The organism is Croceimicrobium sp. (genome assembly GCF_965228705.1).
Classification (GTDB): Bacteria; Bacteroidota; Bacteroidia; order Flavobacteriales; family Schleiferiaceae; genus Croceimicrobium.
In genome coordinates this window covers 780,995-806,587 of record NZ_OZ245832.1, presented here as the reverse complement: position 1 = coordinate 806,587, position 25,593 = coordinate 780,995, and the positions used below count along the sequence as shown (strand labels likewise).

At 42.0% G+C, this 25,593-nt stretch carries 15 protein-coding genes and 1 pseudogene; 3 read left to right on the top strand and 13 right to left on the bottom strand.

Annotated features, from left to right (window positions below):
- Position 1: 1 nt before the first annotated feature.
- Positions 2-598, bottom strand: a complete 597-nt coding sequence (locus tag ACO05P_RS03455; protein WP_421753389.1) for a hypothetical protein — start codon at positions 596-598, stop codon at positions 2-4.
- 145 nt (positions 599-743) lie between these two features.
- On the opposite strand from ACO05P_RS03455, the gene ACO05P_RS03450 reads away from it, so the two are divergent.
- Positions 744-4,814 carry an endonuclease gene (locus ACO05P_RS03450; protein ID WP_421753388.1) on the top strand — a complete coding sequence of 1,357 codons (4,071 nt, stop codon included), beginning with the start codon at positions 744-746 and terminating at the stop codon, positions 4,812-4,814.
- A 68-nt stretch (positions 4,815-4,882) separates the two neighbouring features.
- On the opposite strand, the gene ACO05P_RS03445 is transcribed toward ACO05P_RS03450, so the two are convergent.
- The 7 genes and pseudogenes from ACO05P_RS03445 to pdxH all read right to left on the bottom strand — a co-directional run bounded on the left by ACO05P_RS03445 (position 4,883) and on the right by pdxH (position 16,335).
- Positions 4,883-6,400 (bottom strand): T9SS type A sorting domain-containing protein, encoded by a 1,518-nt coding sequence (locus ACO05P_RS03445; protein WP_421753387.1) that lies wholly within the window; start codon positions 6,398-6,400, stop codon positions 4,883-4,885.
- A gap of 48 nt (positions 6,401-6,448) precedes the next feature.
- Positions 6,449-6,907, bottom strand: coding sequence for a T9SS type A sorting domain-containing protein (locus tag ACO05P_RS03440; protein WP_421753386.1), 459 nt, complete (start codon positions 6,905-6,907; stop codon positions 6,449-6,451).
- Positions 6,908-6,976: 69 nt separating this feature from the next.
- A pseudogene (locus ACO05P_RS03435) lies at positions 6,977-8,040 on the bottom strand (IS3 family transposase); the annotation flags it as partial.
- A 22-nt stretch (positions 8,041-8,062) separates the two neighbouring features.
- Positions 8,063-9,193, bottom strand: a complete 1,131-nt coding sequence (locus ACO05P_RS03430) for a hypothetical protein (RefSeq protein ID WP_421753385.1) — start codon at positions 9,191-9,193, stop codon at positions 8,063-8,065.
- A 189-nt stretch (positions 9,194-9,382) separates the two neighbouring features.
- Positions 9,383-9,562 (bottom strand): hypothetical protein, encoded by a 180-nt coding sequence (locus ACO05P_RS03425; protein WP_210758571.1) that lies wholly within the window; start codon positions 9,560-9,562, stop codon positions 9,383-9,385.
- Between the two features lie 17 nt (positions 9,563-9,579).
- Positions 9,580-15,333 carry a lamin tail domain-containing protein gene (locus ACO05P_RS03420; protein ID WP_421753384.1) on the bottom strand — a complete coding sequence of 1,918 codons (5,754 nt, stop codon included), beginning with the start codon at positions 15,331-15,333 and terminating at the stop codon, positions 9,580-9,582.
- A gap of 360 nt (positions 15,334-15,693) precedes the next feature.
- A complete protein-coding gene (pdxH, locus tag ACO05P_RS03415; RefSeq protein WP_421753383.1) occupies positions 15,694-16,335 on the bottom strand; it encodes a pyridoxamine 5'-phosphate oxidase in 642 nt (213 codons plus the stop codon).
- A gap of 77 nt (positions 16,336-16,412) precedes the next feature.
- Here pdxH and ACO05P_RS03410 point away from each other — a divergent pair, with 77 nt between their 5' ends.
- Positions 16,413-16,976, top strand: a complete 564-nt coding sequence (locus ACO05P_RS03410; protein WP_421753382.1) for a YqgE/AlgH family protein — start codon at positions 16,413-16,415, stop codon at positions 16,974-16,976.
- On the opposite strand, the gene ACO05P_RS03405 is transcribed toward ACO05P_RS03410, so the two are convergent.
- The 3 genes from ACO05P_RS03405 to ACO05P_RS03395 form a co-directional block, all read right to left on the bottom strand.
- A complete protein-coding gene (locus ACO05P_RS03405) occupies positions 16,963-17,814 on the bottom strand; it encodes an aminotransferase class IV (protein ID WP_421753381.1) in 852 nt (283 codons plus the stop codon). The genes ACO05P_RS03410 and ACO05P_RS03405 overlap by 14 nt on opposite strands.
- A gap of 85 nt (positions 17,815-17,899) precedes the next feature.
- The gene (locus ACO05P_RS03400; RefSeq protein ID WP_421753380.1) at positions 17,900-19,540 is read right to left on the bottom strand and encodes a T9SS type A sorting domain-containing protein; all 1,641 of its coding nucleotides are present in this window, start codon (positions 19,538-19,540) and stop codon (positions 17,900-17,902) included.
- 49 nt (positions 19,541-19,589) lie between these two features.
- Entirely contained in the window at positions 19,590-22,430 is a 2,841-nt protein-coding gene (locus ACO05P_RS03395; protein WP_421753379.1) for a TonB-dependent receptor domain-containing protein, read from the bottom strand.
- Between the two features lie 129 nt (positions 22,431-22,559).
- On the opposite strand from ACO05P_RS03395, the gene ACO05P_RS03390 reads away from it, so the two are divergent.
- Positions 22,560-23,300, top strand: coding sequence for a glycosyltransferase family 2 protein (locus ACO05P_RS03390; RefSeq protein ID WP_421753378.1), 741 nt, complete (start codon positions 22,560-22,562; stop codon positions 23,298-23,300).
- Here the strand turns inward: ACO05P_RS03390 and ACO05P_RS03385 are convergent.
- Positions 23,288-24,952 carry an ArnT family glycosyltransferase gene (locus ACO05P_RS03385; protein WP_421753377.1) on the bottom strand — a complete coding sequence of 555 codons (1,665 nt, stop codon included), beginning with the start codon at positions 24,950-24,952 and terminating at the stop codon, positions 23,288-23,290. The genes ACO05P_RS03390 and ACO05P_RS03385 overlap by 13 nt on opposite strands.
- Positions 24,949-25,593 carry a phosphatase PAP2 family protein gene (locus ACO05P_RS03380; RefSeq protein WP_421753376.1) on the bottom strand — a complete coding sequence of 215 codons (645 nt, stop codon included), beginning with the start codon at positions 25,591-25,593 and terminating at the stop codon, positions 24,949-24,951. The genes ACO05P_RS03385 and ACO05P_RS03380 overlap by 4 nt, the downstream gene beginning before the upstream one ends.

The window sequence follows — 25,593 nt, the reverse complement described above, 5'->3', positions numbered from 1 at the left end:
ACTATTCAGCGAAATAGCCAAACTTGAAGCCCAGCGTAAGGTTTGGACTGTTCAAAGCATCACTGGCGATATAATCATTATCCAATCCCGTGGCCAGTAAATACCCGGCATTGGCGGTAAACTTCATCCATTTGGTGAGGTTTAATTCCATACCCAAATTTGGATTGATCACAAAAATAGCATCAGTAATATCAGCACTGAAGCCATCTCCTACTCGATCGAAAGATGCAGAGCCGCCACCAATTGGTAAGGAGAAATTAAGGTGCACCACTTTAGTTGGACGATAGATATAGCCTAACCACAGACCACCATAACCCATTTCCAATTCATGCTCTGTGGGTATACCTAAATAAGGAATATCATAACGATGCTGGGTATTGAGCCCCATTCCAAAACCACCAACAAAGAATTTACCATCAAGGATAACCCCACCGCCACCACCGGAATAATAGGCGAAGTTTCCATCTACACTGCTAAATTGAAAAAAGGGGCCACCAAAGCCTCCTACTTTAAAATTGGAACCCAGTAGTGTTTCGGTTTGGGCTTGCATGCCTATAAAGGCCAGACTGAGTAAACTAAGATAATAGAGCTTTTTCATTTTAATTTTTGTTTACAGCCCTAAAAACAAGAACCAGACCAAAGCGACAAATCCTATTTAAAGAGCTCAGAAATTAATTGTAAAAATAACCTTGACTTAACGAAAATGCAGCCCAAATAGTTCGATTTTTATTCAAACTACCCTCATGCGTCGATTTACCCCCTTAATCATCGGCATATTACTGATATTCAATTTATCAGCTCAAAATGTCGCCTATTACAATTCGATAAATACCAGTGCAAGCGGCAGCAATCTGGAAGCTGCATTAACAAATCTTATTACCACAACACATACTACTAACATTAGTTATAGTACCGCCTTTCAATTATTGAAAGACGCGAATGAGGACCCTAATAATACCGCGAATGTTATATTAATATACAGCGGTGTAAGTGACCCAAAAACAAATAGTTATGGTGGCGGTGGTACCGGAACTGCCAGTACAGGCTGGACACGGGAACACATTTTCCCAAAATCTTTAGCCAATCCTAGTTTAGGCACCACTGGCTCTGGGGCCGATGCCCATAATTTAGCACCCTGTACCAATAGTATTAATGGTTCCCGAGGAAATAAGCGTTACGAAAGCGGTTCAGGATCCTATGGTTCCGTAAGTAGCACTGGTTTTTACCCTGGCGATGATTGGCGTGGTGATGTAGCCAGAGCCATCTTTTATATGGACTTGCGCTACAGCAGTCAATGCGAGGCAAGCGATGTAGCCACCATGACCTTACTTCTCCAATGGAATGCGATTGATCCGGTTTCGGCATTAGAAGATCAACGCAATGATGAAGTTTATCAGGCTCAGGGGAACCGTAATCCCTTTATTGATAATCCCATTTTTGCTACTCGCATTTGGGGTGGTCCAACTGCTCAAGACCGTTTCACCAATGCCATTGCAGATCCACAAAACTTTAGTCTAACCGCCGCTGCAAGCAGTATTAGTTTTAGTGCTACTGCCAATTCATCCAGTGATGATGTGTTATTGGCCTTTACTTCTGCCAATGGAAGCTTTGGAGCACCCAGTGGAAGCTTAAGCGCTGGAAATAGTATTAGTGGTGGTGGTACGGTTTTGTATAAAGGTCCTGCTGCCAATATTCCGGATCATACCGGCTTAAATTCCGGCACGGTTTACAAATACAAATTATGGTCAGTTGGCAGTTCCAATACTTACAGCACCGGTATTGAAAAGTCGATCAGCACTACTGGTGGTTCCCTAATTTCTCTATACCAAAACAGTTTTGAAGGCACAACCAGCGATACTTGGAATTATACCGCCAACCCTACCGCCTATAATTTAAATGATGATATCTGGGATGTGGTAAGCTCCAATGGCGGAGTAGCCAATGCCAGTGATGGCAATCAATTCTGGGGAATTCGTGATTTGAATAATAGCAATGGCGGTGGAAATTTTTACCACATCCTCGAGTTCCAAACCATTGATATCAGTGCTCAAAGCAATGTTGAATTGAGCTTCGACTATTATGCAGAAGCCTTTGAAAGCAGCGATCTCCTGGAATATGAGCTTCTTTATGATAATGTTAGTCAAGGAATTGTAACTCTCTTTCAAGGTGCTACTGGCGGTATATCCAGTGGTGGATGGCAAAGCATAAGCCTATCCATTCCCGATGCGGTTAATCAAATTCAATTGCGTTTAAGAGCCAAGCAAGATGGTGGATCCGATTTTGGAGGTTTTGATCATATAGTACTGGAATCCGCTTTGACGGCCCCTCAATTAGCAGTATCGGCCTACAGTCCTACCGCCGCCCAGGTACAATTAACGGCAAACAGTAATGGGGATTCTATTTTACTCGTTTACGGCGAAGGCGCCAATTTAAACTTTGGCACCGCCAGCGGATTGTACAGTGTGGGGCAAAGCTTTCAAGGAATTGGCGAAGTAGCCTATTTCGGACCGGCTACCAACTTGGCTCCCATCACACGATTAAATGAAGGGGCCGACTATAGTTTTGCGGCCTATAGCTTTAATGGAAATTCCTATAGCAGTCCGGTAAGTGCCAGCCTTAGTCTCCCTGATGCTGAAGGCAGTGGCAGTGCTCAACTTTATTTTCAAGGTTTCGAAGGCGATGCTTCCGATAATTGGACCTTGAATTCCGGTAATGGAGCTATAAGCAGCGACCTTGGAGCCTCGGACTATCCACCCAACGAACGTATTTTAAGTGGATCCAATTCCTGGCAGGTAAACAATAGCAGTCAGAGCTTAGAACTAGCCACGGTAAACACCTCATCAGCGGATAGTTTAAGTCTGGTGATCAATTTAAGTTCTACGGCTTTGACCTCTGGAAATGGAGCGGATGGAGCCGATTACATTAAAGTTTATCTGGATATAAATGGGGGCGGATTCGGCGCAAGCCCAGACCTTACCATTAATGGAAACAACAATGCTAAATGGGGTTATGGAAGCTATTCCAGCGGTAGTGGCAGCAATACCTCCAGTGGACAAATTATTAGCAGTTCTGGACAGAACCTCAGCTACAGCCCTGCCGGCGGAGGTTATCGTGAAGCAGATGCCTACCATCAAATAATTTTCGGTTTAAAATCAGTAAGCACCTTAGCCATCAAGATTGAAGCATCCAATAATTCGACCAACGAAGTTTGGAGTATTGATGATATCAGCTTGAGTCGACATTCCAATGCCCTGGTTTGGAACGGCAGTTATTGGAAAAACAATGAAGCCCCCAGCGCCAACACCCAAAACCGAAATATGATCATTTATCCCGGTGAAGATGCTGAAATTGATGGTTTGGCTCAGCTAAACTCTCTGGATCTGCGTAGCAATGCCGTTTTACGGGTTGGAAGTACCGGTAAATTGAACTTAAACAGTGTAGTGAATTCCGCTGGCTCCTTAATACTGGAAGCAGATAATTTGGGTACGGGTTCTTATGTGGGTCCTTCGGTTTACCTCACTTTGCAATACTATATCGATCGCGCTGGTTGGCAGCCGATTGCTTTTCCCTTTTCGGATGCCCGTTTTAAGGATATTGAATGGAGCAATGGCGCCAAGCTAAACTATGCCCCTACTGCGGGCTCCAGTACTTGCGACTCCTGCAATTTGTTTTATTACGATCCGGATCTGAATAATGGTCAAAACATTGGCACTAATGGCAGCACAGCCTACGGAACCTGGATAGGCGTGCACGATTCCAATGCGATCGTATCTCAGGACAAAGGATACTATCTCTTTGTTGGTCCACCCAATTTTGGAACGGTTCCTTTAATTATCAGTTTAAGTGGCACCACAAGGTCGGCAAACCAAAGCATGAACACCCAGGATGGAAACGGAGGTTGGAATTTATTGCCCAACCCCTTTCCTACGGCTTTGGATTGGAGCGCCAAGAGTGATTTTGCTAGTGAAGGTTTTGATCAAAGCTATTGGATCTATAATGGCAGTGCCTACGCTGCTTATGTGAATGGCACGGGTGTGAATAATGCCAATGGTTATATTCCGGCCGGACAAGCCTTCTTTGTACACTCTTCCCATGCTCAAACTGGCGCCGGCATGAATACCCGCAGTTTTGGACTCGGTCAATCTATGCGCGCAGCAAATAATCGCGGTAGACATAAAATGAATGAGGAAAAAGCCATCCGCTTGGGTTTGCGAATTGATACGAACTACTTCTCTGAGATTGCATTACGCTATCAGCCAGGAGCTGAAGATGATTATAATGCTAGCGAAGATGCCCTACTGGCCGGAGGTTTGGATGAACAATCTTTCTATTTCCAATTAGATGCGGAGAAGGCACTAATCATTCGTCATGATGCACCATTAGAAGGATTTAAGCTTTATCCCTTGCAATTGGGAAGTAAAGCTCTTGCTCAAGGCCATATTCAATTGAAGGATGCTCCTGAAGATTATTTCTATTATTTCCTGGATGCGAAAAACAATTTGATCGACGTTCAGCATGAACAGGAATTGGCAGCGCAAAGCTTAGGTCAGGGACTACAATTAGTAGTATCAAAACATCGACTTAGCGAAGTGCATTTCAAAGAAGTGTTTTGGTATTTGGATGCTGGGGACATTTACCTCAACTCTTTTAAAGAATGGAAATCCATTCGCGTGCTGAATGTGCAAGGACAGGTTATTTATGAAACAGAGGAATACAGTCCGCAAGCACTTATAGCACTTAAGGAACATACGGGAGTACTGCTTTTGCAGATTCAATACCCTAATGAAGAGAAGCTTTTAAAGCTGATGCGGTAGTGGTTTCCCCCTTGGATTGCTATTGTCCTTTAGATTTGAATAAAGACGATTTTCAAGATCAATATTCGTTAATTCACCACTAGCCTTTTCAAGAATAAACGACTATCAGTTTTCACTTCAATAATGTATTGACCGGGATGCAATGAGCCTAAATTTAAATGGAACTGATTCGCAAGAAAAAGAACATCAGTATCATAAACCTTCTTCCCGGAAAGCTCAAAAATTCTGATGTGCGCAAGACCATCCTTCAATTCAGAATTAGAAATCTCCAGATTAATAAGACTCTGCGTTGGATTTGGATAGAGATTAAGTTGCTGATTGGGTAGCTCCCATTCCACAAAGCTTATATCAGTGCCACAGTCTCCAGCTCCTAAACAACCAGAGTCATCAAGGCTTAATAGCCAAACATATACACTATAAGGGCTCGGGTTTAAGTACCGATCGAAATAAGTTCCAGTTGTAATAATTCCATCATCATTCCACTGATCAATATTATAAAGCCAGCTACTATCTTCCCAATCTCCATGGTAATAGACGCGCCGCCAAATAGTATTCAAATTTTTATCTAGTTTCCAAATAAAACCTTTTGTACCGTCCAGGTAATAATAGCCTGTTAAAAGAATAGCACCATCCGCCGAACGTATTGCATTGGTAAACTCAAACTGCGTTTCTTCCGCAGGGTAAACAATCGAATCCCATACATTGTAATTTGAATCCAAAACTCTAAAAATGGCCCTATTATAGCCATTCCCATTTATATATTTACTTCGATAAATCGATGCCTGAAACAAACTGTCTTGGCCTATTGGCAGAATTTCAAAACTAACGGTATTAGAGTCTAGATACTTGTAGCGCTTATCCCAAATTTTATTTCCTAGTAAGTCCGTTTTAACTAAAAAACTCTCTACAAACTTATGGACATAAAAACATCGACCGGTTATGTAGTAGTTATCCGCCATTCTCCTTAATCGGTATGGAAAGTAGGCATGGCCATAACCAGGAGTATAGATGGGTCTGAAGTCGCGTATAGTTGAATAGCCCAACAAGTTAAGGGCAGTATCATAACGTGCTAAATACAAGCCCAGTTGCAGATCTATATTAGCATAATGCCCAAGCAGGACAATTTGATTGGAATCCACTAAAACATCAAAGGAGTTTATAGTGGTGGTTCCAGGTAAATCTAATTTTACAGAATTGAGTGTATCTAAATCGTTGTTTATCTTATATAATCTAGGATATGCCGTATCTTGAGTCGGATTGAAAAAATCCTGAACGCATAAAAGTGAGGAACCACTGATTCGCTGTAACATGTTCCTCCTCATACTAATAAGGGTAATACCCTTTTCCTGAACATCGTAGTAATTAGAATCTAAAAGTTGACCTTGGCGCGAAAACTTCTTATAGGTGAAAGCCGTGCGATTACCTTCTACCACAGAAAAGCTATACAGCACACTATCCTCAACCAACATTGCAGGTGCACCAGAAATTGCAAGTCGATTAGAGTAACTTTTTAAGTCAAAGGTTTGAGCATAACTGGAGCCTCCTGTTAAAAGGAGAAATATTAATATGTATGAGAAATATTTCATTAAAAGAGTTAAGGGCGGTGACCTTACAGACGGCTCTTCCAATTGGTATTAGTGAATTAGAACCCTAACCAAAAACAAGCTTCTATTAGTTTTCAGCTCCAAAACATACTGACCTTGATTAAGCTTACTTACATCCAAGCGTAGCTCCCCTTGGAAGAATTGAACTTTTTCCTCTAAAACAAGCTCACCATCCAAACTAAAAATGTGAGCAGTTCCCTGCATATTTTGACATTCAGGAAGTCCCATTTCAAGGTTCAGGTAATCATGTGCCGGATTTGGATACACGCTCAAACCCTGTTCGGGTAAAACCCATTCCACAAAGCTAATATCAGAGCCACAATCTCCAGCTCCTAAACAACCAGAGTCATCAAGGCTTAATAGCCAAACATATACATTGTAGGGGCTCGGATTTAAGTATCTGTCGAAATAAGTTCCGGTAGCTATGATACCCTTATCTCCCCAATGATCTGCACTATAGAGCTGTAAGCTTCCCCTGATCCGAACCATTAGTTAATTGACTTTTCCAAAGATAGTATTGTTTTCAACCACCCCGAGGGTACCCTCGGGGTGGTTGCGTTTGGCGTATACCCTAGGCGGTATATTTCCTAATGAATCATGAGGTTTAAAGTTGTTATAGTCATGCATCCACTTTTCTGTTTGCTCCCTTACCTGATGGATATCTTCAAAAATATATTTGTCCAGCACTCCTCGGCGGTAGCTTCCATTAAATCGCTCTATAAAAGCGTTCTGTGTGGGTTTGCCGGGTTGGATATATCTAAATTCTATTTCATGAATGACGCTCCATGATTTAGTGAGCTCAGCAATGAACTCGGGCCCATTGTCCATTCGGATCACATCGGGTTTACCCCTGCGATTGATTAAATGATTAAGCACATATACTACTCTGTTTGATGGAAGTGAGAAATCTACTTCGATATGTAGTGCTTCTCGATTGTAGTCATCAATTACCGTGAATGCACGAAACTTGCGCTTGTTTTCTAGTACATCATGTACAAAGTCCATACTCCAGGTCTGATTCGGCCTATCAGGCACCACTAACGGTTCTTTTACCCGAGCGGGTAATCGCTTCTTAACCTTTCGTCTTAAAGGTAGTTTTAAAGCCACATAAACACGATGTAGTCGTTTGTGGTTCCAAGTCTTGCCTTCATTACGTAAGCGGTGATAGGCGTTCCAAAAGCCTTCCTCAGAATGTTCTTTTGCTTTCGTCAGTAATGCTTCTTCCAGCTCACGATCATCCTTTGCTTGGGCTTGATAGTAATACACGCTTTTACTGAGGTTTAATACACGGCATGCCCTGCTAATACCGTAGCGTCTAGATATTTCCTGACCAATCTCTCTCTTACGGCAGGGCTTTAAAGCTTTTTTTCAATAATCTCTTTAGCTAGTTGATGATCTAGGGCCAGGTTCGCGTACATCTGCTTAAGCTTCCTGTTTTCCTCTTCAAGATCCTTTATACGCTTTAACTCCTTTCCACTCATGCCAGCATAACGCTCTCGCCATTTGTAAAACGTTGCGGTACTAACCCCGTACTCTCGGCTCAATTCCTGTGCACTTCTACCTTGATCAAACTCTTTCAAGACCCTGGCAATCTTCTCTGGCGAAAACTTACTCTTTCTCATAATCGACTGTTTAAAATTAATCCTATTCCTCTACTTTTAAACAGTTCGGTTTTAAGGGAAGCTTACAGAGCGAACTATTATCTTCCCAATCACCATGATAATAAACTCGTCGCCAAATGGTATTTAAGCCCTTATCTAGCTTCCAGACAAAACCCTTTTCTCCGTCCAGATTGTAATTCCCAATCACATAAATAAACCCACCTTGTTGCCATGCGCTCTCTATTGTAAAATAGGCTTCTTCATCAGAATAAGCACTGTCATTAATAACAACACCTGATGTGTCAACTATCCTGAAAATTGCCTTTCCTTTATCTGCTCCACTATCTTGAGATGATAGAAAATAGTGAGGTATAAACAAACTATCTAGCCCAATAGGAACCACACTTGCATCCAGTCCATTTAAGCCCATGTACTGGTAGCGCTTATCCCAAATCTTATTTCCCTGCAAATCCGTTTTAACCAAGAAGCCCTCTACAAACTTATGGACATAAAAACAACGACCAGTGATGTAGTAGTTATCCGCCATTCTCCTTAATCGGTATGGAAAGTAGGCATGGCCATAACCAGGAGTATAGATGGGTCTGAAGTCGCGTATAGTTGAATAGCCTAATAAATTTAGAGCAGTATCATAGCGGGCTAAATACAAACCCAGTTGCAAATCAATATTAATATAATGCCCAAGCAGGACGATTTGATTGGAATCAACTAAAACATCAAACGAGTTGATACCAGTGGTTCCCGGTAAATCCAATTTCACAGAATAAAGCGTATCTAAATCGTTGTTTATCTTATACAATCTAGGGTATGCAGTATCATGAGTTGGATTGAAAAAATCCTGAACACACAAAAGTGAAGAACTACTAATTCGTCGCAACATGTTCCTCCTCATCCCGATAAGGCTAACCCTCTTTTCTTGAACATCGTAATAATTGGAATCTAAAAGTTGCCCTTGACGCGAAAACTTCTTATAGGTGAAAGCAGTATGACTACCTTCTATCATAGAAAAGCTGTACAGCACGCTATCCTCAACCAACATAGCCGGCGAACCAAAAATATCGAGTCGACTAGAGTAACTTTTTAAGTTAAAAGTTTGAGCATAGCTGGGAGCTACCATGAATTGGAAAAAGAAAACTATACAAAAAGTACGCTTCATAAAACTTGATAAAGAGAACTGCCAATCCCAAGAAAACTTGCAGTAAACCGATTAGTAAAAACTAAGGTCCAAATTTCATCTTCAAAAACTTAAACATCATGCCCTTCAAAATACTCAATAAAAATAAAAAGCCGTCTCGGTTAAACCGAGACGGCTTTGGTTTGGACAAGCAGTAAATTGGAGCTGCGCTTAAGCGTCCTTTTTACTATCGTGAACCTTCTTGATTCCTAAGGCGGCACCAGCGGCAGCCAAAATGGCTAAGCCAGGAATGGGCGCGGTATTATCGGAAGAAGGCGGTGCAGGCTGTGCACTCATTTGAAGACCGAGCATTAAGAATAGCCCTAAGCCTAGTACTTTCATTGTTTTCATGTTCTCTTAGGTTTTAATTAAAACTTCTTGATCATCACCTTGCTACTGTGGCTTACTTGCTCACGATCCAGCAAATGGATCAAGTATACTCCGGTGCTGAAAGATTCAGTTCCGATTTGGTGTTGGATGTTTTGGGCGTCTAATTGACCTTGGTAAATCAATTGACCGCGCATATCGCGTACTTCAATTTCTTGGAAGCCTGCTTTGAAATCATCATTGATCACCAGATTTCCATTGGCATCTTGATACCAGCTCAAGCTATTGTTAGAATTCTCTTCTAAGCCAATGCTTTGATCTGTTCCCAACAATAAGTAGAAGCGATTGTGGATGATTCCCGTTTGATTTACGCTAAACTGATAGTCATGCTGACTTAAATCGGTTTTGGTACCATTTAAGCTGTCTACTAAGATGATGGCATTAGTTGCATCCCAGGTATTCAGAGAATCCAAAGAGATGGTATACATTCCTTTGTACCATGCATCCACACCTAATGGAATGCTCTTCACCATACCGCTTTGTACATAAGGCAAACCTTGAATACTGTACTCTAAGCTATCCTGCATAGAATAGAAAGAATGGTATTGATTGGCCTTGTAGATTGGGGCATCGAAAAGGTTATCGTAAGCATCACTGGCGCGATTATCCAACATGATCAAGATTTGGTTTGCCGCAGAATCTGTGCTTAGATTAAACCAGGCTCTCTCGCGAGTCTCGGTTTTGAAGAATCCAGCACTGGTATTACCGCTCACATCACGCATGGCATTGGTGAAAGTGAAGCTTAAATTTCCACCGGCGTAGCCAGGTGCTACCTGTACAAAGAAACCTTGCATGGCACGCGTACTGCTACTTGGGCTATTGCGGTTAGAATTAGGTGCAGCCACATGGCCAGATGCATTCCAACTTGCATATTGGGCATCACCAGCATTTGATGGACTGGCATCCCAATAGTAAGCAGTAGCAACGATATCGCTATGAGCCGAAGCAAAGGCGGTGAAGTCAATAGCAGATGGATAAGGGTTACCTAAAAGGATATAATCTCCAGCGCTAACACTATTCACGGTAATACTTACATCCCCATTATTGATATTCCCGCTAAAGGTCTTGCTATCATTGAAGTTTACTCCTCCATTTAAGCTAGGTGTAGCGGCATATCCCTGACCAGGATTCATGGTTCCGCTGGAATAAGATGACCAACCGGTACCGGTGATATATTGATACAGGTCATTGGGGTTAGAAGCACTAAATACGGTAGCAATATTGGCATTGCTAAGCGGTGAAGACCAGTAGCTAAAACGGGTTTGGTTAAAAGGAGTAAAGGCACGGCTTACGCTATAGCTTCCACTTCCTGAGTTCGCATCACTAGCCTTGGTTTGTACCAGGCTGGCACCGCTTTCTACTACAATACTGCCATTGTTGGCGATATCACCGTGAACGGTTAATACATTACCCGAGCTAACGGTTAAAGTTGCTCCAGACTCTATGCTCAAATCCTTCACCGCTGCATCAGCTACAAATGAATAGCTTTCGCCAGTTTTCACAGTAGCATTAGCTGAATCTGTACTACTATTCGGAGTAGTATTCCAGGCAGAGCTGGTATAGATAAGCTCGGTAATGGCCGCGCTTCCGGGTGTACCTCCGTCTGCATAAGAAGCTCTCCAATTAGCTCCTTGTGAATTGTCAGATGCAAGATCCATTAAAGTTAAACTTGGACCATTACCATCCGCAGTCGTTGGCCAGGGCGAAGCATCATCATAGACTACTTCATCAATAGTAACATTAGCACCACTGGGATCGTAAATAATAGCTACCGTTTCACTGGCATTACCCAAATTGTTGCTATTGTTGGTAGAAGCCACATTGGCATTCAGAACATTTAAGCTATTGGTATCTGGAGTGAAGGCATTGTCATTATTGAAAGTACCATCTCCATTACTTCCTACCGCAATGGTTAAATAGGCTCCAGTATTAATGGTGAAACCATTTAAGTCAAAGTTGTTTCCAGAATAGCTTAATCTCCAAGAGCCGTCGAAGCTAATAGCGGAACCCGAAGCATTGTAGATTTCAATCCACTCATCATCGGTGCTGCTGGAATTGTACATGATTTCGCTGATCACTAAGTCACCGGCGGAAGGAAGGGCTGCAGGGGTTGCATTACCTCCACTTACTTCACTGGAGAATTCATCATCATCTGCGTTTCCACTTACTACTTTATAGGTGTATCCATATACATAATAGGTGGTTCCGGTGGTTAAACCTGTAACGGTAATACTACCATTGGCATCGGTGGTTTGATTGGCCACACAATAGGCATTGTCATTAATACCAGCGTCAGTAGCAAAGGTGCCACTAGCATAAGCTAAATTGGCCGTATAGTCAATACCATCCTGACCGCTAGCACTTAAATCGATACCATTAGAACCATCCGAAACAAAGATTAAAACACCATCCCAATCTGTTCCGAAAGTACCACTAGGCTTAGTCCAGCTAATATCCATGGTAGTGGTAGTGAAGGTTCCGATACTTAAACCAATTGGTGTAGGCACCGCACCTACTGCTGGGCGAATGCCTTGAATCCAGGTGGTATTAGCCCCTCCGTTTGGAGCACCAGGAGTACCACTGGTAGAGGCATCGGTAGTCCAGTTTGAAGCATTGCTTAATGCAGAGTTTGCACTGGAAGATCCGGTATAATAAGTAACCTGACCTGAACCTGGTCCACTAATGGTTGAAGATGGATGCGTAACCGCCATATCGTGAACAATCACATTGCTGGCATCGCGAATTGCGGCAAGGTCATCACCATCAGAGTTTCCGAAAGAACCCCAAGAACCTGAGAAGTAGGTGCTGTTGTTTGAAGCTATAGTTACTTGATGATCGCTAAAATCAGTATCATCTGTAATGGTTCCATCCACATCGCCACCATTATATATGGCAATCACCGTACCTGCATCCACATTTGACCAGGCATTATCAGTACTGAACTCCAAGAATTCAGAATAGGAACCATCATCATTATCACCAATATCCCAACCTCTAAGGTCAGTTCCATTTTCAGTAACCACGATTTCAATCCATTCTTTAGATCCACCGGATCCTTGAGACATTTCATTGATGAAAACCGCGATACCAGAGCTTGGGGTAGCATTATCTTCGACACCGGTGCTCCAGTTTGATCCCTTACGGGCAAAAACCTTGAAGAAGTACTGAGTTCCATTACTTAATCCGGTGATAGTGGTATTGGTCCCGGTTCCATTGTAAACTACGGATCCAGCAGTTGGGAAACTTGGATTATTGGCATCCGTATAATCCTGTGAATTGGCAGTATATCCACTACCACTTGGAGTTCCAGAAATAGTTGCAGTATGAGCTACTACAATTACTTCATCAAAACAAGAAGGATTGGTCCAACTTAAATTTGCTTCAGAACTTCCGGCACCTGCGCTAAACGAGCTAGCATCGGCTGGATTGGCATTAATTATAGTTTGGGTTCCTGCACCACTGGCTGTGCCAGAAGTATTGGTGCTGCCATTAAATCCAAGATCGGCATCCTCAATTAATGTAACTGCAATGGTGTTAGTGGCAATTGCAGCACAAGGAAAATCAACACTAATAAAGAAATAGCCCGTAGAACCATTGGTAATAATCTGGTTAAAGGAGCTAAAGGATTGTACACCTGCGGCAGTTGGACTAGCAATAGTTGCTAAAGTCTGATCTGAACCAGCATCGAAACTATTATCCGTAGAATACCATAATTTAAGATTGCTAATATCCGAAGCTTGATAAGTTCCTGAAGTAGTGATGTCTAATCCATTAAAGTCGGCATTTGCATCACTAACACTAATCTGAAAACTTGATAAGACATGGTTAGAGCTATCCCCCGGTACATTCGCTGCTGTAATCTGAGTGCCATTATCGGCTAAAACCGTACGAGGAGTTGCTGATACGATAGTTTGGATTCCGGCAGCACTGGAATTATTGGTAACTGTACCCGCATTAAAGCTAAGGCTTGGAATTTGCGCGGTTAAGGTATTAGACGCATCCGCTGAAGCATTAACATCAGCCACTAACCAGAAATATCCGGAAGTTCCAGAAGTAATGGTAGTTGATAATCCACTAAAGCTTAAGCTCTGCGAAGTTCCATTTCCACTACCAGCGATATCCGAACCAATTTGACTGGCTGAAGCAAAGCTGTTACTGCTGGCATAGTACAATTGGAAATTATCAATATCATCAGAATCAAAAGTTCCATTAACCGTGATATCAAAGTCACTGAGGGTAGCATCATTATCCGAAACCGCAGCTGAAACCGCCGCCAAAATATGATTTAAGGCTCCTTGAGAAACATTAGCTACTGAGGGTTGAGCATTGTCCTCAACGGTGATACTTGGTAGAGCCGCAGTACTTAAGCTAATATCATCTATCCTCCAATAAGAGAAGCGATCACCATTAGATGCATATAACCAACGTATATATAAGCTGCTGCTGCCAGCACCATTGGAAGTACTGATTTGAACCGATTCAGTTCCAGTTTCATCAACCGATACAGTCTTAGTATAGATATCATTAAAGTTAGATCCGTCAGTACTGGTTTGGACCTTAATTACATAGTCCGCACCAGAACCACCTTCATAATAATCCAGATTCTGTTTCCAGCTCAGGTCGATTAGATTAGCACTTGAAGCATCAATGGGTTCGGAAGTAATAGCACTAGTCCCTGGATTGTCATTACTAAATGTCAATTCCGCTTCATAGGCAGAACCTCCGGCATTTGCACTATTGGCAACCGTAAAGTCAGTGAAAGTCCAGCCGGTAGGTACTGATGAATTGGTAAAAGCCTGGCTATAAGGTAAAGGAGCATTCTCATTATCGGTGATGCTTAAATCCAATTGATTGGTGGGTCCAACCGCAGCATTAGAACCACCGGCAACAGATTGAATTTCGAAAATCAGATTTTCAGTTCCTTCATAGACAGCATCATCAGTAATAGTTAAAGTGATAGTTTGGTCGGCCGCACTTCCCGCAGGAAAAGTAACATTGGCTTGGGCAGCTGGACTAGGATAGTTATTTACATCCGCGGCTGTACCCGTACCGCCAGCAACAATAGCAACATAGCAGGTAGTAGCATTGCTGGCATCTTCATTAGTAATGGATAATGTAAGGTCATAAGTACCATCTCCTTCATTTACGGTAGCTGAAGAGCTGGCAAAATTTACGCGAGTATCCGAAGAAGCCAACGTACCTTGAACCAACACATTATCTAAGCGATGGTACTCCGAACCGGCCCCATTATTCATGGTTACTCTGATTTCTAAGGAAGATCCGCTTAAGCCACTTTCACTAACGGTAGCTGAAGTAAAATCATCGTTTAAGGAACCATTGGTACTGGCTTGAGTCCAGGCTCCACCATCGATACGATATTCGGTAACAAAGATATCGGAGGCTTCCATGGTTCCATCTTCCGCCGCATCAAGGCTGATACTAACATTGGTATAAGCAGATATATCAATGGAAGGACTTAACCAGTAGGCATCACCATCAATATCGCGAGCCTCAAATATTTCGCTCACTACTTGAAACCAATCGGAAGTTGCCGATAAAGTGGCGGCACTTACATCTACATTCCAAGTAACCCCTGAAACATCGATGGTGGGTGTTGGCCCCACGGCACCTTTACCATTCTGTCCGGTAAAGTCTTCCGAGTAGATTGTAGTTTGACCATAAAGAATTGATCCCAGAAAAAGGAACAATCCCACTAACTTTAATTTTTGCAGCATAATCCAGAATTTTGATTAATGCCACAAAACTAGAGGCCAAAAAGCCCTGAAAATTTCGATTAAAGTTATAAGTAATTCAAAGCAGGTTTAAGCGTTTCTCAAGCTGATGTTAAGCTTTTTACCTCAATGTTAAGCTCGGTTCTTGCAGCGCTGAATTAACAGTATCACAAAAACTATAACAGCATTTTACTACAATATAAAACACTTAAAGTCAGTTATTTACCGGTAAATCCATGTGTCTTTTTTAAGACTTAAGAATTAACCTAGGCTTGACCTCTTAAAGCCAACCTACTTCAGTTTATATTGACTTAACAAGCAATATGTAGTATTCACACTAATAATTGAATAATTCGAATTCAATTAGGGCGCTAATCGCTCTATCTTCCAATCTTGATCTTCCAATTTTTCATAGAGAACCCGATCATGTAATCGCGAGCTTCTACCTTGCCAGAATTCAATGCGGCTAGGCATTAATCGATAACCACCCCAATGCTCAGGTCGAGGTACATCATCCTGGTATTTGGCGCTAAATTCTGTCAATCGATCTTCTAATATCTGACGAGATTCAATAACCGTACTCTGGGGTGAAACCCAAGCGCCAACCTGAGATCCGTGGGGCCTACTTTTAAAATAGGCGGTGGATTCTTCTGCACTTAATTTTTGTACTTCTCCTTCTACCCTCACCTGACGTTCCAATTCGGGCCAAAAGAAACACATACTGGCTTTGGGATTTGCAGCTAATTCCTGTCCTTTAGCGCTCTTGTAATTAGTATAGAATTCAAATCCTCCTTGATCCACTCCCTTTAGCAGCAGCACGCGGCTATGAGGCATTCCATCTGAATCTACAGTTGCCAAGACAAAGGCATTAGGATCTTTGGGTGAAGCTGCCTCATAATCTTCATACCATTTTTGAAATTGCGAGAGTGGATTCTCAGCAACTTCATTCACATTTAAAGTTCCTTTTTGATAATCGACTCTTTGATCTTGCAATTTCTCTTTCATGGCTTGCGTTTTTTATTAAGAATTCGTTGATAATTCTCTTTGCAAAAGTACCCATTAGCCACTATCTTCGATCTACGATGAGTCTAAATTTGAGCATCCCGGATAAAGGAAAAATTCTAATCGCTGAACCCATGCTAGGGGATCCGAATTTTGATCGCACAGTAGTTTTACTAGCCGATCACAATGAGGAAGGAACAGTAGGCTTTGTCCTAAATCGAAAAGTGGATGTAGAATTTGATGATCTGGTCTTAGACTTCCCTTCTTTCGATGCTGAAATTTATGAAGGAGGCCCGGTACAAGGCGATAATCTGTTTTTCTTGCATCGCAAAGGCGATTTAATTCCGGGTAGCGAGGAAATTATGGAGGGCGTTTTTTGGGGAGGTGATTTAGATATCCTCAAAGAGATGATTGCCCTCGAAATGGTGCTACCCTCCGATATTCGTTTTTTCCTAGGTTATAGCGGTTGGTCTTCCGGTCAGCTTAATGATGAACTCAATCAGAAGTCATGGCTGGTAGCCGAAAGCAATTCTACATTAATTTTCGATACCGATATTGATGGCTTATGGTCGACCATCATGAAGCAAATGGGTGGAGACTACGCCCTTTGGCATAATGCCCCCTTAGATCCTAGTCTAAACTAAGAGCCACTTTCACATTGAGTTTTTTCAGCATCTCAGCTGCTATTTCAGAAGTATAGGTCTTTCGACGGTATTTCTCTATCCATCGTAATCCATGCATGCTATTGCTTAGCCATACTTCGTCTGCCTTTTGTAAAGCAAAGGGTGAAAAGTTCTCTTCTTTCAATTCTAAATCCAATTGAGGAGCCAATTCCATAATCTGCTTACGCATCACTCCTTTTAAGCAGCCACTGCTCAATGGTGGAGTAATCAATTGCTTGCCTTTCAGCATGAAAATATTGGCATTGGTCGATTCAATTACCTCCTTCTTTTCATTGAGGAGCAATACATCATCCAGATTATTCTCCTTGGCAAAAACACTGGCAATTGCATACAACTGAGCAGAGGTAGACTTAATGTTTCCCAATAGGCCACTAAGCTTATAGTAATCTTTAAAGAGATCTACTTCCATCCCCTTTTCATTGAGCACATAAGCATTGTGCTCCCAAGGTTTTACTGTAATGAGAAAGTCTATCTCATTGCTTTCGGGACTATACAATCCTCCTGCTTTGCGAACCACCAATAAACGAACTCTCGCACTTTGGTCTTCCAGCTGATTTGCTTTCAAAGTTTTACGAATCTGTTCTTCGAGATATTCTGGCGAAAAGTTCATGGGAATCTCCATTCGTACAATTCGCATACTCGCCATTAAACGGAAATAATGGTCTTCAAAAAAATTGAGACGATTGCGACTGTATTTAAGGCTTTCGAATATGCCATCCCCATAATTCAAACCCCGATTATTGAGCTGAATGTTGAGATGCTTATTGCGAATAATATACCCGTTGAGATTGTAGTTCATGCTCCCAAATTTGGCCGACAAAGGTATAAAGCAAAAAGCCCCGAACCTGTAGTTCGGGGCTTTTGTATGATAAGCTTTTTAAATCTTATTGCTTAATAAAACGGCTAGTTGCCGATCCGCGATTAGTTTGCACACTAATAAAGTATACACCAGGCTTTAAGCTCTCGATAGAGATGTCATTCTTCATTCCTTCCAAACGACCAGCGCTAACCAAGCGACCGGTATTATCCATAATCTCATAGCTGCTTAAATCAAGGTCAGCATCCATCAACTCTAAAGAAAGAGTGTGCTGAGCAGGATTAGGATACATAGAAATAGACTTATTGAAGTTGAACTCATCGGTTCCGATCAAATTCATTTGATAAATCAAACGTGGAGTCACATATCCTAAGATTGTATCCTGGTAAGCACGACCGAATGCAGGTGACATATTAGGATTACTAGCCAATCCAGCCATGTGATAAGTAATTACGGGAGGACCTGCAATTAAGGTATCCGACGCGATAGGACCATTGGGATCCCACCATTGCCATGGTGAACCATTATTATTGAATAAGCTGGAAGCCAAAGGACGAATTACCGGATACATACCTTCTGCATTCGATACGGTAATAGTATCAAATGGCGCAGGGAAAATATAAGGGTAAGTTACACCGTAGCGAGCACGGGCCGCCAAAGTAATAGGATCATTGTAGGTATTGTTAATCCAGGCATTGTTATTTCCTAAACTATTTGCTTTTACCTGGAACACATTAGCACCGGATACATCTACCACATCATCTTGAGTAGTAGGTACCACAACAGTACCATTTCCGAAAGGTGCAAATGGATCACGAACACACTGGAAAGAAATCATAGATGCATCGCCAGCTTCCAACCAGGAGAGATCCGCTAAAGCACCTCCCATATTGATACACATATCTACTTCAGTAGACTGACCATTACCAACGTATAAGTTTAGGTTACCACCTAAGCCTTCGATATTACCAACCAGATTGGAATCAACGAAAGAGTTAGTAGTTGCAGGGTTAATAAATTTAGGGATTTCCACTTCAGCCCACTTGTCTAAAGTAACATAGGCCAAGGCTACATAACCTCCGGAACCTTCACCGAATAATACTACACGGTTTGGATCAATTCCCAGATTAGAAGCATCCGCTTTTAATACCCGTACCAATTCTTTGATATCGTGAATAGCACGATATACAGCATTTAATAATTGAGCACGACGTACAAATTGATTCGGATCTAATGGATTCCATCCTAAGCGGTAATTAGCGGCTACCGCCACAAAACCACGCTTGGCTAATTTCTCGCACATTACGATAGCAGAACTGTCATTCTTGGATCCATTGATACCGCCATTTAATCCAGGAGGTAAGAAGTTACCGGTATGGATATAAATTGCTAAAGGACGATTGGTAGCCGTATCTCCAACCGGAGTATAAACATCCATGTTTAAGGTCGTAACCTTAACATCAGTTGTCGTATCAAAAGGATTGAAAAATGCCGAAGGAATCGGCTGTCCCTGAGCCAGGGCTGTCTTAATAGTGGTTACATCATTTACTACAGATGCAGGATCACTGAGGTCCGAGGTAAGGAAATCAATGTTCGTCGCATAGGGTTGATTTGCGTTTACATTCACTTGGCTAAATACTTCGGCGGTATATCGCTGGGCTGAAGCCACACCACTGAAGGCCAAAAGAAGAAGTAATGTTTTTTTCATCTGCTATTTATTTGTTGTTTCGAATTTAAGGAAATTTTTATCCGGAATATCAGTCAAGCTCGACCAATACTGAAAAGTACGCCAATCGACCTACTCTTGGTCCGCCGTAAACCTGAAATACTTTATTGTTTAAAATATTGGAAGCACCAAGCTTAAAGGTACTGTGCCAGGGCTTTACAGCATAACTCACCTGCGCATCTACCAAATCATAGGTATTAATAAAACCGGTAAACTGTGGGGACCCTTCAAAGGTAAATCCTTGAATCCACTTATAGGTTACCGCAAAGCCCAAGCTATGATCCTTGCCTTTCCAGGGCTTATAGTCCCTTCCGGAGAAGCTTAAATTATACTTATGCTTAGGGGTGTTAAAAGCTGGAACGATGGGATCTTCAGAACTTGACTTATCCAATTCTTCCTGATAAAAGGTCTTAGTAATGAAATTTGATTTTGGAGTCAGGTCGATAGAGTTATAGCTGTAATTCCCACTTAAACTCAAATGATCATCCAGATAGTAATTCACGCCAGCATTAAAGCCTTGGGTAGTAACCAAACCTTCGGCATTAGCCGCTACCCTATAAGCACTTAAACTGCGAATTCGATCTCTAAAAGTGGGATCAAAACGCGGGTCAAGCCCGAATTGGAAACCTATAAAGCTGGTATACCAGGAGTGGAAATAATTGAAATCCACAAATACTCTTTTAAACCAGGTTCCGCGATAACCAATTTCGGCGGTGGTTACGCGTTCAGGTTCAATGGGTGCCACATTAAAGAAATCAAGATTATCACGATCCAAATTCTCCTGAGAGCGGTAATAGTCGAAAGAATCAAAGGTGATCAAGGAATCGTAACCATTGATATTACCTAATAAAACGGCTCTTCCCACATCATAACGCAGGTATTGATCTTGCAAAGTTGGATTACGAATGGCCCGACCTAAAGAGCCACGGAAAGTGTGATTTGCTCCCAAATTATAAACCAAAGAAGCTGCGGGTGAAAAGAGATAATCAAAGTTTTGATTCTTATCCATCCGTAAGGTAAAGCTGGCTTTTAAAACCTCACCTAAGAAGAACTTTTCAGCACCATAGTAAAAACCAAATTCCGAATTGGATATCTGTCGGTATTCTTGCGAAATCACATTTCCAACACTATCGGTTTTAATGGAAGAAGGAATTACTTCATCAAAAATATTTCCTCTTGAATTAGGGCGATACAAACGGAAATTACCTCCTACCCGCATATTTCCATCAAAGGCTTCGAATTTATATTCGCCCATAATATGATAAAGGGCGGAACGATCGTAAAAGCGAGAACCGCCATCGGTAAAGGTGCGGGAGGTTACATCATTAAAAATCGAATCATATGCTGCCGATCCTGGCAAAGGACGTCCGCCTGCAATAATGCCCAATAAAGAATCATGGAAATTGCTGAGCAACTCATTGTATTCTCTTAAAATATCCTGGTACTCATTGGCATAAAATGCCGAATCGAAACTAGGGCTAGCGACATTAAAATTTGCGGCATTCTGAAAGGCATTGGCAAAGCGGAATGGAGCGCCAGACCATGCAGAACTATAGGTTTGGTTCCAGGTGGCTTCATCCCCTAAAACCGCATCATTCATTTTAAAGGCGGTTAATACCGCATCGTAACTCTGCCCTGCATCTTCAACCGTTGCATAAGCTCGAACAAAGAATTTATCCTGCTTGGAAACTTCCACGATGTTTTGCATAAACTGGATCCCCTTGAGGCTAAATCGGTTTTCACCTTGATACACTGTAGTACCAGTACCATAGTTCAAGGTATAATCAAAGCGTAGATCATTATCAGTGCGGTAGGCCAGATTAATATTACCCTTGAAATTTCGCGTATCATAATCTACCAAATCTACTTCCTGATAACCGGGACGGTAAAATATCCCTAAACCCGGGCGATTGTTGAATTTCACATCTTCAAAGGACTCTCGCTCATTATTGGAAGCCAGACTTTCATCGCCATAAACATTCACCGCATCATAACGACCTGGATTAGTACGATCTACTTTCGAATCATCTACGGGATCGTAATTATCCGCTTCCCAGTCATCGGCACGGAGGTAAAATAAATTGATCTTGAAAGCGAAATCATCACGGCTATCACTAAACAGCTTAAAAGACTCGGCATAACGCACCGCGGTTTCCGATAAGGCCCGCTCCCCTACTTTTTGAGAAAAAGACAATCCCTGATATAGAAAGGGATCTTTGGTAGTCATGGAGATTACACCATTAAAAGCGCCCGGACCGTAAAATGCTGTTGAAGCACCGGCGATGATATCAACTGTGGTAATATCCAATTCATTGGCGCCAAGGAAATTTCCCAAAGAAAAGTTCAGACCTGGAGCTTGATTATCCACCCCATCAATCAATTGAAGGCTTCGCACAGGTGAAGTAGAATTAAAGCCACGCGTATTAATGATTTTGAAACCGATACTGGCAGAGGTTAAATCCACCCCCTTCAAATTACCCAGGGCTTCATAGAAGTTAGGTGCAGGAGTTTCACGAATGGCCCTGCCATCCAAAGCTTCCACGGTTAAAGCGGATTCTCTTTGTTTTTTACTGAGTCTTTGCTCGATAATATCCACCGCTTCGAGCATTTCACTGTCTTCTCTTAATCGGATTGTTAATTCCTGTTCAGGAGATTTAACTTCCACCTCCAATTCTTGATATCCTATAAATGAGACTAAAATTCGAAGAGGAAAAGCAGTTTTTTTTGCGTCTAAACTGAAATTTCCATCTAAATCTGTGGAAGTTCCCAGGCTGGTACCCTTAATTACTACATTGGCCATGATTACCGGTTCATCGGTTTTAGCATCAATGACCTTTCCTTTAATTACCTGAGCTGCAACCGACTGCACCATCAAAAAGCAAAGTAGCCCAATACTAATTCTCCTCACTGTGTACTGCTGTTATATATTGTCTAGCAAACTAATTAATTCTTTGCGAATAGACGCTTTCAGGAGCTTTTGAAAATTCTAATTTTGCAGGCCATGATCGGCACAAAAAAAATAGTAGTGGTTTTACCGGCATATAATGCTGCTAAAACCCTGGAGCGCACCTTCAATGAAATTCCAGGTTCCATTGTAGATGAAGTAGTATTAGTGGATGATAACTCTACTGACGATACCATTGAGGTAGGAAAATCTCTTGGCATTAAGCACATTATCCCCCACGAAAAGAATAAGGGTTACGGTGGTAATCAGAAATCTTGTTACAATAAAGCACTGGAGCTTGGTGGTGATATTGTGATTATGCTTCACCCCGACTATCAATATACGCCTAAGCTCATTGAGTCGATGGCTTATTTAATTGCCAATGATGTCTATCCGGTGGTTTTAGGTTCTCGTATTCTAGGTAAAGGTGCCCTTAAGGGAGGCATGCCTTGGTATAAGTATGTGGCCAATCGTATTCTTACGCTGAGTCAGAATATTCTAATGAGTCAAAAACTTTCCGAATACCATACCGGATACCGGGCATTTTCGAAAGAAGTTTTGGAAGCCACTGCCTATAACAGCAATTCAGATGACTTTGTCTTTGATAATCAGATGCTGGCTCAGATTTTCTATAAAGGATTCGAAATTGCCGAGATTACCTGTCCTACCAAGTATTTTGAAGAAGCATCTTCAATCAACTTTAAACGCTCGGCCATCTATGGCTTAGGAGTATTAAAGGTTTCCTTGCAGTACCGATTTGCCAAATGGGGTTTAATTAAACCTGCTTATCTCGCATAGGCCTTTCGGCGATAGAAGTAAAATCCGTTTTTATGGTAGAGCAATTGAGCGTCGGGAATCTCTCGAATCATTTGACCTACCTTATTCACCTTAGTAGCAATCAATACATCCCGGTCTACCTGACCATGGTATAACCATTCCCGCTTATACGCTTTGGGATCTACATAAGGCTGTACTTCGCCATAAAACCAGGGCACATAGCTCTTATAGCCGTAATTCACTAGATAGACTTCTTCCTCGGCATGGGATTCGAAAAACTCCACCGCCGCTCTTTGTGAAATGCGTTCCACCTTACCGATAAAGAAGATCAAAGCGGCGAAAACCCATACGGCATTTCCAAAAAACAGTAAACGGAAGGAAAAATCTGGGTTTTGCTTTCGATAAATCCAATAGCCAATAATACTTAGCAAGAGAATTAAGGCAGGGGTATAATCCCAAAGAGACCAGGGCACTTCGGCATCCAAATTCGCTTTTGCAAAAGGATCTTTATCAAATAGATGAATAATATCCTCTACATGCATTCCTGCCCAGGGTAAGGCTATAGAAAGTACAATGCCAATCAGGGCAATAAAGCTTAAGCTGATGGCAATCCAAATTTTATGCTTGCGCGGAAACTCACTGATTTGCCACAGGCTTAATGCCGATAGGAAACTAATCGGATAATAGGCCATGGAACTGTAGTGAATAATCTTCGTTCCAACGAGGGAGAATAATACCAGGACCACCGATAGGAGGATTATCATCCAACGCTGGAAATCGGCTACATGCGGATACAGGCCTTCTATTTTGCCTAATCCGCGTAAAGCGAAAATGCTGGCTGGGAAACAGCCCAGCAAGAGCACTACAAAATGATAGGCCGGAAATCCACCATGACCCGCATCATTAGTGGTGAGCAGTTCCCATTGTCGGATGGTGAAATCTACAATAAAGTCGGGGCCATTAAAGCTGTATTCTACTAAAAACCAGAGTAAGAAGACCCCTAGCGCTACTAAGGAGTAAATGAGAAAATCGGAAATCTTCATTCCAAATCGCAGTGACTTGGAAATAGCATAAGCCAGCAAGGTGAGGAAGATGATTAGATAAGCTACCGGACCTTTGGTTAAAATGGCCAGGCCGATAAAAATCCCTCCTACCACCAGGTAAAAGCGAGCGGATTTAGACAGGAAAATGAAGTTTACCTGATTGCGCTTCCATAAAAAGTGAATCAGGAAAAAGAGGCCATTAAAAATGAAGAAGTTGAAATAGGGATCGATGATCCCAGATTTGAAATAGAGGAAGGGCAAGGTGGCGCCAAACCAACTTAAGGCCCAGAAGAATCCAAATTTGCGATCTACCAAAAACTTACCACTGATGTAGAGAAAAGGTAAAACAATGATTCCCAATAAGGCATTAGGGAATCGCGCCGCGTATTCGCCAATACCGAAGAGCTCCATAGAGCTGGCTTGCAACCAAAAGAACAAAGGCGGTTTTTCGGTAAAGGTTTCGAAGTTTATGGTCATGTGCAACCAATCTCCGCTCATTACCATTTCACGTGCGAGCTCCGCAAAATTTACTTCATCCCAATCAAAAAGGTGCACTCCGCCTAAGAAAGGCAGGAAAAAGAGGGCCCCTATGAGAATCCAAAACCAGGTATTTTTATCGAAGTACTTCATTGGCGTTTAAACCAGTAGGCTTGTACCCATTCCTTATTAATTCTGAATGCCAGGTACAAGGCGTTTATAGCAATAAATGCACCTAAAATAGCCCCGGCACCCACATCTCGCAAAAAATGCATGGAGAGGTAAATTCTAGAATAAGCCACTCCTAAAGCAATGCTGAAACAAAGTAATTGCCAGCCCTTTTTACGAAGAAAGAATGCCAGTACTCCCCAAGCGGCAAAAGCAGCGGTAGTATGACCACTGGGGAAGGAATGATTGTAATGGGCTTTTACGCCTGGTACTTCCCGTAGATCATAATCCAGCTGCTCAAAATAGCGCAGAGGTCTGGGTTCGTTAAAATAAGCTTTTAAAGCTGAAGAGAAAACCAAAGTAAGCAGGGCTGAAAAAATCAGGGCTAGCATCGCTCGTCTTTTCAAGAACAGAAAAGGGATAATCAGCATTAAAAAAATTAAGCCATCCCCTAGGTAAGTATACCAGGGCATGGCAGAATCTAAAAAATCGCTGTAGTACTGATTAAACCATATCTGTGTCTCCGCCAAGCCATTGCGGGCGGTAAAAAACAGAGCAATTAAACCAAAGATCAGGGTCGGTGCCAGATACCATCTTAGCGACCGAATGATTTGGTTGATTCGCAT